Below are 14048 nucleotides of genomic sequence, written 5' to 3'. Positions count from 1 at the left end.
GTCTGCCATGTTTATTTATTATTTATGATTGATTAATTTTTAATCAGGATTTTTGCATTTCCTGCTGAAAGGTTAACATTATAAACTCGGCAGGGCGTATCATAGCCACTTTTATAGCAACAGTCATATAGCCATTTAGTATGTCATCCCCTATCATGGTTGTACCCAGGCCGCAATCTACCGAAAATGCCTCAGCCGGTGTAGCTCCTATCAATCCGCCGGCTTTCCAAATGTCCGCCAAAAAGCTGCCAATTATGGCCCTCACGGCTTCCCGTGTGTTTTTATCATTAGGCGAAAAAACATACGGCTGCGCTGCCAATTTAACTGATTGCTCAATGTATATCATAGTACGCCTTACGTGCAGGTATTGCCAATCAAGGCTGTTACCATCAAGTGTACGTGTGCCCCAAACCAAAATACCCCTATTATTAAAATATCTTATTGCGTTAACAGATTTGCCGCTAACAGCATCAACATTTAAAGGGCCCTGCTCAGCGTCGTTTAGTTTAAGTGGCAATGATGTTACCCCCACAATGAATGTATTTGCAGGAGGTTGCCATGGGCCAATTTCATTATCAATAGTAGTTATAACCCCGGCCATACCACCGCTTGGCGGCAGCAGATTGGCTGCAGTTAACAGGTGTCGCATAATTAAAACATAAGTTTGGCTTACCGCAAGCAGCGCATTATTGTTTTGCTCAGTTGTTGTGCCTGATGAAACGTTTTGCATATTATTTATAACCTTCGCTGCACCGGTTTCAGGCAATAACGCTGCTAACTGATTTACATCGCCACCAAACAGGTTAGTATAATCCAGCTCACGTGGTTGCATAATAGTTGTGCCCACAAACGGATAGTATGCCGCTCCATAGTTTAAACCAACCGTACCGGTATTGCTCCTGAAAGTTTCAATATCGTCCATATAGGTTACGGGGTCGGGGGCGTTACTTCCAATGATATCAAATATGCTTATAGCGGTTTGGGTTTGGGTACTTAGCAACAGCATTTGCTGCATTAGCGTAGCATTATCGGCAACGGAAAGCAGCGTAGCTTCCGGGCAAATGTACATCGTGGGTTCCTGTTCATTTTTTAATAACGCTAACCCGGCGGTTAAGTCTGCCAGTTTTACGTTGTTATTAATAATTTGCCGGCCCGGCACAGCAGCCCGGCCCGATGGTTGCCCATAGTCCCCAACAGAAACTACATATGCATCGCCCCCGCCATTGGCATAAAACAGGCGAATACTATTGTATAAATAATAAATCGTATCGGGATCAGGCAATATGGTGTAATAGTTGTCGCCAATCTGGATATAGTCGTCGCTGGGTGGTGTCTTTTTTTGTGGCGACAAATAATATTGCGGGCTATACTGTTTTACTTTAGCAGCGTCCGGGTAACAATATATCGCCTCAAATTCGGCCAGCGAGGTTATTTTTTGCGGGATGTTTTTGTAGCTTTTACCGTCATACAAAGCGTGCGGCGTATACCCGACAAAAGCAGGTACAGCAGTAGCAACAGAGACCATCGGGTTTGAGAATGCACTTCTCTCCCGGATATATACGCCCGGTGTTTGGATGTTTGAGGCAATCATGATATAATTAGGTTATATAAATGCTGAAACTAATAATTTTATAGGATATTTTATATTTATGATAGTAATAAAGGCTTGAACAACAGGTATTATTTCCTCACTAATAAGTAGTTGCGCTAAATAATATTTAAATCTTATATTTGATTGAAGCCTTCTCCCGCTTATGAGAACCTTACTTAAATTCTTGTTTTTTGTTACGTTATCCATTGTCGCTACCGGGGCACTTGCCCAGTCGCGGAATGACGTATCCGGGATTGTTACTGATGAAAAAGGCGAGCCCGTTAAAGGCGCCACCGTATTCATTGGCGGCAGCGACCGGGTAATGCCTACCGGTGAGGATGGCCGCTTCAAATTTACAGGTGTATCGCAGGGGTCATTTCAGCTATCGGTAAAGATGCTTGGTTTTACCCCGCTAACGCGCAATATCATGGTGCAGGGCGCGCCCGTTAATGTTAAACTGCAGTTAACGGTAAAAACCAATGTACTTAATGAGGTAAAAATAGGAAACAAGCGGGCGGTAAATATAAATTTAAGGTTATTTAAAGAGGCGTTTTTGGGCACATCAGCCAATGGCAGGCAATGTGTGATACTTAACCCCGAAATTTTAACTTTCAGCACTAAAAGGGGGTTGCTCTGGCCGGGGCTGATGATTTTTTGATCATTGAAAATAAGCGCCTGGGCTACCGGATCCATTACCTGCTTAAAGATTTTGGCTACAGCACTAAAAATAATACGGCCCTGTACCATGGCGACTTTAGCTTTGAAGAACTCCCCGGATCAGACGACGACAAAAAGAAATGGGCCAAAAACCGTGCGGAAACCTACCGGGGTTCATTTATGCATTTTTACGATCGGCATATACCAATACGGCTTTAGAGAATGGTTTTATAGCCCGCCAAATGTACGGGAACGGGACCTTCAGATACAACCCCGATATAGCCGACCCTGACCTAATAGTTGTAAAAGACCAACCCATCAAATTTGATACGCTGATAAAAGCTATCGATACCAGCCTGGCCACTTTAAAGTTTAAACAATTGTATGTTGTTTATGATCCTAAAAAAGCCACCAGCTATTACGTAAATCAGGCGGATAAAAAGAAGACCGTTGTTATCGATAAAAAAGGGTCCATCGTAAAATTAGCAACCAAAGAAGCTATCATCGACCAGAAAGGCAGTTATACAGATTATCGCGCTTTCTACATCACCGGTTATTGGGGCATAGCCCGCGTGGGCGACCAACTGCCTGTAGAATACCAGCCGCCATTTGCACCGATTATAAAGCGGGATAACGCGGTTGATAAAATAACCATCGCCCTGCAAAAATGGACAGACAGCATCCCCCAGAAAAAGTGTACCTGCATATGGATAAGCCGCACTATGCGCCCGGCGATACCATTTGGTTCAAGGGGTATCTCACCATTGGCAGTAAGCATGAGCTGTCGGCCCTGAGCGGCGCGGTGTACGCCGACCTGTTGGATGATCATGACCAGCTGATCAGAAGTTTAAAGCTGCCCGTTGGCGCCGGCATGGTAGCAGGCAATTTTATTTTAAATGACGACCAGCCCGAAGGCAGCTACCATATACGTGCCTACACCCGCTGGATGCAAAACGCCGGCCCTGATTATTTCTTTAACAAATCGTTTAACGTAGGCGACCCTGCCAAAGCGGAGAAGAAAAAGAAGCGCCATCCACACCACAACAAACCGATGTACAATTTTTCCCCGAAGGCGGCAATTTAGTTAACGGTTTAAGTTCAAGGGTGGCTTTTAAGGCCATAGGCACTAACGGTTTGGGCGCTGCCATAAGCGGTAAGATAACTGATAGTGATAACAATGAATTAGCACAGCTTATCACCCTGAATGCCGGTATGGGCAGCTTTTTATTGAAGCCGCAATCCGGTAAAACCTATAAGGCCAATATCAGCTTTGCAGATGGCAGTACCAAAAGCATTACCCTGCCAAAGGTGTTGGATACCGGCTACGTGCTCAGCGTTTACCAGCCGGTTAAGGATAGCGTGCTGGTGCGCATCCAGGCTTCGGCAACATTGCAGCAGTCAAAAGTTATAGTTGTTGCCCAAAGCAGCGGCGAAACTATCTTCGCCTCGCCGGTGACCCTTAGCGGTCCCATCACATCGCTTTGGCTGGACAGGAGATCGTTCCCGAGCGGTATAGCCCAGCTCACACTTTTTAGTGCCGATAGCGAGCCGCTGAACGAGCGCATTGTATTTATTAAAGGCGATGATAAAATGCAGCTGGCCCTTAAAACCGAAAAGGCGGTTTATAAAAGCAAGGAGCATATACAGTTGGATCTGAGCGCGAAGGATGGCCTGGGGGCACCAACCTCAGGCAATTTCTCGGTAGCGGTGATTGATGCCAGCCAGATCCCGGTTGAGGAAAGCGCCGAGAGCACCATCTTCTCCAACCTCCTGCTTACGTCAGACATTAAGGGCTATATCGAAAGGCCCAACTACTATTTCACCGCCCAAACAGATACCGCGGACACCGCGCTGGATAACCTGATGCTTACCCGGGGCTACCGCCGGTTCGAATGGAATACCATTAACACCACTATCAACACTAAACCCGCTTTCGAGCCCGAGGGCCTGGGTTCGGCTATTTCGGGTAAGGTTACCGGGCTTGACCGTAAGCCCTCGCCTCATGCTACGGTAAAGTTGCTGTCCGTAAGAGCGGGCCTGTTAAAAGACACGGTTACCGATGCTAACGGCAGGTTCTCGTTCGACCGCATGTTTATTGCCGATAGTATTAAGTTTACCATACAGGCCCGCGACGCCAACAACAGCAACAAAGTGCGGATAGAGCTGGACGCGGGCCCCGAAGTAGATTTCGGTGATAAAAAAGACGCTAAAAACAACACGGCTATCGCCACCGCGGCCCGTAAAAAATCCATCAGCAGCAAATAGAGCAGCAGGGGCAAATAGTTAAGCTTAACCAGCTGCATACCCTTAAGCAGGTTGATATCCTGGCAAAGAAAAAACCTAAGCTCAAAGATAACGTGACCGACCAGCAGATCTTTGCGGTGCCCGAGCAATCGGCAGATAAAACAATCACCATCCCCGACCCGCAAAACTATAATACCCTTACCATGGTGCTGCAGGCCCGGTTGCCGGGTATAAACATCGAGATTGATGAACAGGGCTTCAGGCGGTTGGTAAGCATGCGTCCGCCTGTAGAAATGCTGGCTACGGTCGATGGCACCGACAAATTTAGCGGCCGCGAGATAGGCCTGATCCTGGACGGCAGAAAGATAAGAAACACCAGTGAGGTTGACGAACTGATGGAAGGCGGTATTTTGGTAGAGGATATAGCCAAGATAGAGGTGGTACGCACCAACATGGCGCTTATTAACGCTTTGCGCGACGGGCGCGAAGGCTATGTGGGCTATGTGTTATTGGTTACCAAACCGTACTGGTCGCGCAAGCGTTATTACCCCAGCGTTGCCAACATTATGCCCAAAGGGTTTAACAAGGCGCGCAGGTTTTACTCGCCCCGGTACGACGCGCCTGCCGACACCTATAAACAACCCGACCTGCGCACCACCATTTACTGGGACCCCTACCTGCAAACCGATATCAACGGCAAAACCACGCTCGACTACTATAACGGCGACGGCCCCGGCACCTATCGCGTAGTAGTAGAAGGTATCAACATCGACGGCCACCTCGGGCCGGCAGGTTTATACCTATAAGGTGGAGTAAGGCGGCACTATTCCACTACAAAATTTTTAACCAGGTGTGCCGGCCTGCCGTCGGCGGTAATGCCTTCTATCGTAATTTGATAGGTACCTTTATCATCCGAAGTGTAAAATTTAAAAGCGGCATTTCCGGCTTTGTCGGTAACGATGTCCGGCTTCCAGTATATGGTAGTACGATGATCGGGCGGTGAGTTTGGCGATACCGTATAGTTTGGAGCGTAAAACTCCCTGATAGCCTGGTAGCCGGTAACCACCAGCGGCGCATAAGCGGTAGAAGATTTGGAAGGATAAGATATTCCTTTCCCTGTTTTGGTAGTGATAATGATAACCCCGTTGTTTTTGCCATACAACGCGCTGGTAGCAGCGGTACGCAATATCTCAATACTTGCCACATCTTCAACGGGTATCCAGTTTAAAGGCGCATCTGCGTCCGAATTCATTTCTATACCATCAAGTATTATCGTCATAGCTTTGGGGCCATTGTCGCCTCCTGCAAAATTATCGGTACGGGTAGAAAAAGGAGTATCATCTACAAATTTTATCCCCATAGCCCGGCCCTGCAAAAATTGCTTCAAAGTCATGGCATATTTCATCTCATCGGCCAGAAAATCTCGTCGGCATTGCCGGGGCCATTACGGTTTGAAGAAAAAGATGGCACTAACGCACTTTTTGATTTAGTTGCCCTGATAGTTACCTGTTTTAACATATGATAGCTATCCATGCGCTGTTTTACCGAATCGGGCAGGTGCGTGTAAGCCGTTTTTAAATAAGATTGATAGTTTGCATCTTCCGGGTACTGTATATTATTAAAAGGGGTAACCCCGTTTAATTCTGTAAGCGAATCAATTTTAACAACCAGCGTATGTTTGTCGCCGTTAGCATGTACCGAGAAACGATTGATAGGGCCAAGCAGTAAGTTATCAAATACAAAACGGCCCTTGGCATTGGTAACCGTATCTATATTTACAAATGTTTTGGTAGCCAATAACGATACGCGAACATTTGCGGCAGGCGAGCCATTACGTAACGTTACCGTGCCGCTTATAGAAAAAGCTTTTTCGGGCTGATAATTGATGACAGGGATGTTGCCCTGTTTCACATCCTCCCACACCATACGGCGCCAGCCCCGGCATAAAATCAAATTATCCAGTTCGGTCATCCGGGCATTATCAAACGCCTCAAAATAATGGTTTGGCCGTTCCACGTAGCCCTTTAATTCGGGGGTAAGCAGCAGGCCCGGTAAAATAGAGGTTTCATTGTCCTTTAATTGCGGTAAGCCCGCCAGGTTAACTACCGATGCCGAAAATGTGCCGTTGCGCATGGTATCAGTTGCTGCACCGGCATTAAGGGTTACACTTACCGGCTGGCGGCTTTTATAACTCTGATTATCCAATTCTGCCGAAAGCGGCAAAGTAGTATGCGTATTCAGGTTAAAGAACAGGCGTTCGCACACCGGTTGCATGTTTTCGTTAAACAGCGTTACCTGTATTATCCCCGGCGGGAAATTATCAAGCGGCAGTTTGGTTAACGACTCGGCGCTGCTGATGACCTTTTGGCCCATGTAAATCACACTGCCCTGCCTTTGCACCAATATGGTTACTTTTTGATTTTTTACCAGCGCTGGTGTAACCTTCAGCGCCATTAATACATTAACAGGGGGTGGGGTATCAGTGTTAATACAAAGCCTTCATTTAACACCTGCGGTAAAGTGGCAGTTTGCTTATTGCCGTTGCCATAAGTTATTACCGCTTTATAAGTTTTGCCCGCCTGCGGTGTTATAAAAAAGCTTCCCATACCTGCATACCCCGATGTAAATTCAACCAGTTTTTCGCCGGTATCATCGGTTATATAACCACTTCCGTCGCCGGCCGTGCCATCAGGCTGCAGTATTTTAAAAGCTACCCTGCTTTGCAATCCGGCCACCATATCGCCGCCCTCGGGCATAAAGCTAATGCTGTTTTCTAAAGGTTTTATGTTAACCGCCAACGCTTTTTGAAAAGGCGAGCCATTTACCGTCATTTTTAAATTGAGTACAGCGGTTTTCAAATCATGGTTTTTGCTGTTGTTAAACTGGATGGTTAGATTGCCGTTGGCATCGGTTACTGCCGAGCCGGACGCCGCGGTTTTGTCCGCGAATGTCAACTCATACTGCACCGGTGTTTTACTAAGCTGTACCCCATTGCCGGCAATTACTTTAACATTAGCCTTTAATTGTTTTGCAACATCGTTATAATTAAACGTGCTTTGTATTACAGCCGGGTCCAGCTGCACACGGCCAATAATAAATGCCTTGTTAAAAAAGTTTCTTCGGGCAGGTTACGCATCCAGTTGGTATAGGCCCGCAAATGATAAGTGCCCTGTTGCAAGGTATCGGCCAGTGTATGTCGCCTATCGCCGTGCCGTGCAGTATCAGCAGTTTGCTGTTACTTACCACTTTATTAGCCGGGTCAATTAAATCAACATACAATATTTTGCTTAACGCCGATAGCTGATTTTGCGCGCCGACAGTAACGTAGCCTTTCAGCCAGATATCGTCGCCCGTAAGGTAATGGGGCTTATCTAAATGCAGGTAAACTTTTTCCTGTTGAAGGGCTGCACCATATTGCTGCAGGTTGTTAAGGAAGCCGGGTTGCTGGGCGAAGCCGGTTTTAACCAATACTATAATAAAATATGCTACAACGGCGATTTTTTTGCTGGCCATAACGGTTAAGGTAAAATGTAAAGCAATATAATTATCCTTTCTGACAACTGGAAGTTTTATCACCCTCAATATGCCGGATCTCAAATTACCGACAAGGGGCGTTCCCCGCCGGTAGAAGCGGGGCCAGGCTTTCCGCTCATACTGCGCAGGCGTTAGGCGCGGTTTCTGCAATTAATAACCGACCTGCAAATCAAACTGCTACTGCTACTTAAAACTGCCACTGCAAAAGGGCCGGTATCCGCTTCAATCCTTAACGTGGGGGCATAACGCTCCAATATGTCATTGCGATCGAAGCGTGGCAATCGCACGCGATAGGTACCTGTATGTAGTATAGGAATCCAACATTCATCTGCTATTACTAACGCGGGTAATAATATAGGCACAGATATCAAATGCTTAGCTTTTTCACCGAGTGCACTACGACATTTCATGTTCAAAAATCTATGTAGAAAGTTGTAAAGAATTAACGACTTTTATATAATTAACAAATTATGGAAAGCCTTACCTTAGAATTAGACCAATTTTTACGTTCTGTTGAAATAAGTAAAACAGATTTTTTTACAACCCTATTAGGCGCAGGAGCATCAGTTAATTCTGGAATTAAATCTGCGAATGACTGCGTTTGGGAATGGAAGCGTGATATTTATTTAACCAAGGGTGCCACAAATTCCCAGTTAAAATTGGACGACCGTTCGGAGCAAGTACGACAAACGATTCAAAGCTGGATTAATAATGAAAATGGGTATCCTATAGAGAACAGCTTATCAGAATATTCTTTTTACATAGAAAAATGTTATCCTATTGAGGATGATCGACGAAAGTATTTCAATAAAATATGCCAAAAAAGGAGCCTTCTATAGGCTATTACTTAATCGCTTTATTACATGAAGCTGGCCTAATTAAATCTGTGTGGACAACAAATTTTGATGATTTATGCCGAGATGCCGCCATTAAAACAAATAATACCGTAATAGATATAAATTTAGATTCTGTAGAGAGGATCATCAGGCCAATGAGTAATGAAGAATTATTATTGGTTAAGCTTCATGGCGATTATAAATATGGCCCTTTGAAAAACACGGATGAGGAACTTTTAAAGCAAGACGAAATTTTCCGAAATCGAATGGTAGACTACCTAAATGATAAGCATTTAATCGTGACGGGATACAGTGGCCGCGACCAATCTGTAATGGATGCCCTTAAAGAAAGCTACAGTAAAAAAGGTTCGGGGCGATTATATTGGTGTGGTTATGGTCATATTGTACCTCAACCGGTTCAAGAACTTTTAGAGTTAGCACGAAAAAATGGCCGAGCAGCATACTACATTCCAACCGACGGGTTTGACAAATTGATGATTAGCCTTGCTAAGGTAGTGTGCTTAAATAACCAACCCCTTACCTTAAAATTTGAAGAGTATCTGAAGGGAGAGAAAAATCTCCTCGTCAGAACGCCTTTTAAAATTGAAAAAGCACGCTTAGTTCTATAATTAAAGGAAATTTATTCCCAATTAAGTTACCTCAAGAAGCTTTTCAATTTAAGTCTGATTTAGCAACTGGGCCACAACCATGGAAAAATATTAAAGACCTTATAAGAAATTATCAAATCGTAGCAGTTCCTTATAAGGGTTACGTTTGGGCCTTAGGGACGCTTAATGAAATAAATATATGCTTCGATGGCCATATAACTGGAACTATTGTTAGGGTGCCAATAAAAGGCTTAAACCTTTGGAGAGATACTGCAATTTACAGTTTGGTGTTGTCTTCACTGACACGTGCTTTATCTTCGGCTCCGTATATGGTCGAATAGCAAAGATTTAATTTGGAAAGAAAATGCTACAACTCAACGTATATTCAAAAATGTTTATTATTCTACTCATGAAGCTATTCGTTTATCTTTAAGTACTGATGGGACACGCCATTTTTTGTCACTTACCCCTGATTTTCGAATTAAAACAACTGACGCTGAACAAAGGATTAGTAAAGAAATAAAGCAGGAGATTGGTCGGAACTATTTTGATAAAATACGGAACAATTTTTTTGACGAATATGTTTTGGGATGGCGTAAATTATTGTTTCCTGGTAAGGGTAATAACTTTTCAATAGAATATCCTGTGCAATCTGCGTCGGGCTTTAACTTTGAAATTTATAGATATCCATTATTTTCCAAAATTTTTAAACCGCAAACTGCCCCTATTCAGTTAAAGGAAGATTTTCCAAAAGCAGTGTTATTTTTTGATGGTCTACAATTGGCCGAACCAGAACTGGAATTTTCGCCTAAGCATGTTGGTATGAATATAACACCTAAGGATTTTCATCCTATGCGTGGCTTGACTAAAAATAATCCTTATGATAGCGTAATGACCGGAGTGTTGTTTGATAATAAAATAAACCTCGCTGTAATTAGTCCCGAGGCGGAATCAAAGGAATTTTCTAACTTTTTGAAACTTGAAGTTGTTAAAACTAGCTCAAACAATGTCAATCAAGATTACTTAATTGACTACCCGTGTTTTTATGATGCTTATGGCGTTAGTTTAAACGTGCCTGAAGTAAATGGGGAAAATTGGTATGTATGCCCTGAACCTACTACTAAGCAGACTTTACAAGAAATGGCGTTCGACTTGCGCGACAAGATAATTAACCGAATTGATCAAAGCCTTAAGAATGAAATAAAGAAAGTATTAGTGATTTACGTGCCTAATAGATGGTTGCCTTACACTTCATTTCATATTGAAAATGAGCATTTTGATCTTCATGACTACGTAAAAGCCTATTGTGCAGAACAGGGTGCCGCTACACAGTTTATTAATGAAGATACGATAAAAAGTGAACTTAGATGTCAGATAAATTGGTGGCTTTCATTAGGGCACCGACCTACTCTCCCACGTTTTACCGCAGTACCATCGGCTCTGGCGGGCTTAACTTCTCTGTTCGGAATGGGAAGAGGTGGACACCGCCGATATAGGCACCTGAAGGTTTTTAATTCATTGTTTAGTCTTGAGTTCTGAGTTATTACTAACTATGGACTATAGACCATCATTTTGGTTTTGTGGACTTATACAACAATGACATATTATTGAAAGAAGTAAGTTTAAGAGAAAACAACAATATTTAGTGTTCGGGTAGTGTATATTGCTATACACCACCCTTAATTACCTGCTATGAGAAAGCTTCGGGCGATTAGTATTACTCGACTATGATGTCACCACCTTTATATCTGTAACCTATCAACGTAGTAGTCTGCTACGACCCTCAATGGAAGTCTCATCTTGTGGCTAGTTTCGCACTTAGATGCTTTCAGCGCTTATCTATTCCCAACGTAGCTACTCTGCAATACAGCTGGCGCCATAACAGATTCACCAGAGGTTAGTCCAACCCGGTCCTCTCGTACTAAGGTCAGCCCCACTCAAACTTCCAACGCCCACAACAGATAGGGACCGAACTGTCTCGCGACGTTCTGAACCCAGCTCGCGTGCCACTTTAATGAGCGAACAGCTCAACCCTTGGGACCTTCTCCAGCCCCAGGATGTGACGAGCCGACATCGAGGTGCCAAACCTCCCCGTCGATATGAGCTCTTGGGGAGATCAGCCTGTTATCCCCAGCGTACCTTTTATCCTTTGAGCGATGGCCCTTCCATGCAGAACCACCGGATCACTATATCCGTCTTTCGACCCTGCTCGGCTTGTCTGCCTCACAGTCAAGCAAGCTTATGCTATTGCACTCCGCGTACGGTTACCAAGCGTACTGAGCTTACCTTTGAAAGCCTCCGTTACCTTTTTGGAGGCGACCACCCCAGTCAAACTACCCGCCAAACAATGTCCCCCTCAATGAAGGGTTAGACACCAAATACAGAAAGGGTGGTATTTCAACGTTGACTAACCGACTCCTAGCGAAGCCGGATCACAGTCTCCCACCTATCCTACACATCCTGTATCCGATATCAATGTTAAGTTGTAGTGAAGGTGCATGGGGTCTTTCCGTCCCGTTGCGGGTAACCGGCGTCTTCACCGATACCACAATTTCACCGAGCTCATGGCTGAGACAGCGCCCAGATCGTTACACCATTCGTGCAGGTCGGAACTTACCCGACAAGGAATTTCGCTACCTTAGGACCGTTATAGTTACGGCCGCCGTTTACCGGGGCTTCGATTCAATGCTTCGCCTTGCGACTAACATCCCCTCTTAACCTTCCGGCACCGGGCAGGTGTCAGGCCATATACGTCATCTTTCGATTTTGCATAGCCATGTGTTTTTGTTAAACAGTCGCCTGGGCCTTTTCACTGCGGCTGACATTGCTGCCAGCGCCCCTTCTCCCGAAGTTACAGGGCCATTTTGCCGAGTTCCTTAGCCATGATTCACTCGAGCACCTTAGGATTCTCTCCTCGACTACCTGTGTCGGTTTACGGTACGGGGTTTTATAACCTGAAGCTTAGCAGGTTTTCTTGGAAGTCTGATTACCTGAACTATCCTCTTACCCGAAGGCTCAAGGTACTATCAGCTTTCAGCAGGAATTGCGTACTTAACTACATCTCCTATACCTACGGCCTTTAACGAACTATTCCGTCAGTTCGCGTCAGTTTCACTACTCCGTCACTGCATCGCAGTTATAAAACGTACTGGAATATTAACCAGTTGTCCATCGGCTACGCCATTCGGCTTCACCTTAGGCCCCGACTAACCCTGATCCGATTAGCGTTGATCAGGAAACCTTAGTCTTTCGGTGGGCGGGTTTCTCTCCCGCCTTATCGTTACTTATGCCTACATTTGCTTTTCTATTCCCTCCACAGTCGGTTATCCTCCTGCTTCACCGCAAATAGAATGCTCCCCTACCAGATGCATTACTGCAAATCCATAGCTTCGGTATACTGCTTAATGCCCGTTTATTATCCATGCCCGATCGCTCGACTAGTGAGCTGTTACGCACTCTTTAAATGAATGGCTGCTTCCAAGCCAACATCCTAGCTGTCTGTGCAATCGGACCTCGTTAGTTCAACTTAGCAGTAATTTGGGGACCTTAGCTGATGGTCTGGGTTCTTTCCCTCTCGGCCATGGACCTTAGCACCCATAGCCTCACTCCAGCGTATATTAATAAGCATTCGGAGTTTGTCTGGATTTGGTAGGATTTGACTCCCCCGCACCCAATCAGTAGCTCTACCTCTTATTAACTCAACCGCCAGGCTGTTCCTAAAAACATTTCGGGGAGTACGAGCTATTTCCCAGTTTGATTAGCCTTTCACCCCTACCCACAGATCATCCGGAAACTTTTCAACGTTTATCGGTTCGGTCCTCCAGTACCTGTTACGGCACCTTCAACCTGTCCATGGGTAGATCACAAGGTTTCGCGTCTACCCCCTCTGACTATACGCCCTATTCAGACTCGCTTTCGCTTCGGATCCGTGTCTTAAACACTTAACCTTGCCAGAGAGGAGTAACTCGTAGGCTCATTATGCAAAAGGCACGCCGTCACAGATTGCTCTGCTCCGACCGCTTGTAAGTACACGGTTTCAGGTTCTATTTCACTCCCCTGTTCGGGGTTCTTTTCACCTTTCCCTCACGGTACTGGTTCACTATCGGTCTCTCAGGAGTATTTAGCCTTACCAGATGGTGCTGGCAGATTCCCACAAGGCGTCTCCGACCTCGCGGTACTCAGGATACCACTATCCTATCATTACTTACCCGTACGCAGCTCTCATGCTCTATGGCCGGGTTTCCCACCCCGTTCCGGTTCATTTTGATATTCATATTGTGGTCCTACAACCCCTGCTATGCCGTAACATAACAGGTTTGGGCTTCTTCCCTTTCGCTCGCCACTACTCAGGAAATCATTATTATTTTCTCTTCCTCTGCTTACTTAGATGTTTCAGTTCAGCAGGTTCGCGCATTTATGCAACTATTCTTCAAATAGTTAGGTTTCCCCATTCAGAAATCTACGGATCAATTCATATTTGCTGATCCCCGTAGCTTATCGCAGCTTATCACGTCTTTCATCGCCTCTGAGAGCCAAGGCATCCCCCGTGTACCCTTTCTTACTTTCTTCTACTATGCC

13 protein-coding genes and 2 rRNA genes are annotated in these 14048 nt (G+C 45.1%); 8 read left to right on the top strand and 7 right to left on the bottom strand.

The genetic code is table 11. The annotated features are described in order from the left end of the window. Window positions 1-43: 43 nt before the first annotated feature. A complete protein-coding gene (locus HK413_RS01470; RefSeq protein WP_217451925.1) occupies window positions 44-1591 on the bottom strand; it encodes a phage tail sheath family protein in 1548 nt (515 codons plus the stop codon). A gap of 163 nt (window positions 1592-1754) precedes the next feature. Here HK413_RS01470 and HK413_RS01465 point away from each other — a divergent pair, with 163 nt between their 5' ends. From HK413_RS01465 to HK413_RS01440, 6 genes are all read left to right on the top strand, one after another. Next, window positions 1755-2249 carry a carboxypeptidase-like regulatory domain-containing protein gene (locus HK413_RS01465; RefSeq protein WP_175268878.1) on the top strand — a complete coding sequence of 165 codons (495 nt, stop codon included), beginning with the start codon at window positions 1755-1757 and terminating at the stop codon, window positions 2247-2249. Further along, window positions 2246-2467, top strand: a complete 222-nt coding sequence (locus tag HK413_RS01460; RefSeq protein ID WP_175268877.1) for a hypothetical protein — start codon at window positions 2246-2248, stop codon at window positions 2465-2467. Before HK413_RS01465 ends, HK413_RS01460 begins: the two co-directional genes overlap by 4 nt. A 23-nt stretch (window positions 2468-2490) precedes the next feature. Then, entirely contained in the window at window positions 2491-3042 is a 552-nt protein-coding gene (locus tag HK413_RS01455; protein WP_175268876.1) for a hypothetical protein, read from the top strand. Next, complete coding sequence (locus HK413_RS21775) at window positions 2955-3332, top strand: hypothetical protein (RefSeq protein WP_175268875.1); 378 nt, start codon at window positions 2955-2957, stop codon at window positions 3330-3332. The genes HK413_RS01455 and HK413_RS21775 overlap by 88 nt, the downstream gene beginning before the upstream one ends. Window positions 3333-3352: 20 nt before the next feature. Next, the gene (locus HK413_RS01445) at window positions 3353-4513 is read left to right on the top strand and encodes a carboxypeptidase-like regulatory domain-containing protein (RefSeq protein ID WP_175268874.1); all 1161 of its coding nucleotides are present in this window, start codon (window positions 3353-3355) and stop codon (window positions 4511-4513) included. 92 nt (window positions 4514-4605) lie between these two features. After that, complete coding sequence (locus HK413_RS01440) at window positions 4606-5298, top strand: hypothetical protein (protein ID WP_175268873.1); 693 nt, start codon at window positions 4606-4608, stop codon at window positions 5296-5298. Between the two features lie 17 nt (window positions 5299-5315). Here the strand turns inward: HK413_RS01440 and HK413_RS01435 are convergent, their stop codons facing one another. The 4 genes from HK413_RS01435 to HK413_RS01420 are packed head-to-tail and all read right to left on the bottom strand — an operon-like array spanning window position 5316 to window position 8005. Continuing rightward, a complete protein-coding gene (locus HK413_RS01435; RefSeq protein WP_175268872.1) occupies window positions 5316-5897 on the bottom strand; it encodes a TonB-dependent receptor plug domain-containing protein in 582 nt (193 codons plus the stop codon). Continuing rightward, window positions 5894-6946, bottom strand: a complete 1053-nt coding sequence (locus tag HK413_RS01430; RefSeq protein WP_175268871.1) for a carboxypeptidase-like regulatory domain-containing protein — start codon at window positions 6944-6946, stop codon at window positions 5894-5896. Before HK413_RS01430 ends, HK413_RS01435 begins: the two co-directional genes overlap by 4 nt. Further along, window positions 6946-7575, bottom strand: coding sequence for a hypothetical protein (locus HK413_RS01425; RefSeq protein ID WP_175268870.1), 630 nt, complete (start codon window positions 7573-7575; stop codon window positions 6946-6948). The genes HK413_RS01430 and HK413_RS01425 overlap by 1 nt, the downstream gene beginning before the upstream one ends. 22 nt (window positions 7576-7597) lie before the next feature. Next, window positions 7598-8005 carry a hypothetical protein gene (locus HK413_RS01420; RefSeq protein WP_175268869.1) on the bottom strand — a complete coding sequence of 136 codons (408 nt, stop codon included), beginning with the start codon at window positions 8003-8005 and terminating at the stop codon, window positions 7598-7600. 491 nt (window positions 8006-8496) lie between these two features. On the opposite strand from HK413_RS01420, the gene HK413_RS01415 reads away from it, so the two are divergent. Beyond that, the gene (locus HK413_RS01415) at window positions 8497-8865 is read left to right on the top strand and encodes a hypothetical protein (RefSeq protein WP_175268868.1); all 369 of its coding nucleotides are present in this window, start codon (window positions 8497-8499) and stop codon (window positions 8863-8865) included. Next, window positions 8841-9491 (top strand): SIR2 family protein, encoded by a 651-nt coding sequence (locus HK413_RS01410; RefSeq protein WP_175268867.1) that lies wholly within the window; start codon window positions 8841-8843, stop codon window positions 9489-9491. The genes HK413_RS01415 and HK413_RS01410 overlap by 25 nt, the downstream gene beginning before the upstream one ends. Before the next feature lie 1371 nt (window positions 9492-10862). Here the strand turns inward: HK413_RS01410 and rrf are convergent. Continuing rightward, a 5S ribosomal RNA gene (gene rrf, locus HK413_RS01405) occupies window positions 10863-10974 on the bottom strand. Between the two features lie 188 nt (window positions 10975-11162). Beyond that, window positions 11163-14038 (bottom strand): 23S ribosomal RNA (locus HK413_RS01400). Between the last annotated feature and the right edge of the window lie 10 nt (window positions 14039-14048).

It is taken from the genome of Mucilaginibacter humi (assembly GCF_013087555.1).
The sequence above is the reverse complement of the archived record's forward strand: the minus strand, read 5'-3'. Positions and strand labels throughout refer to the sequence as shown.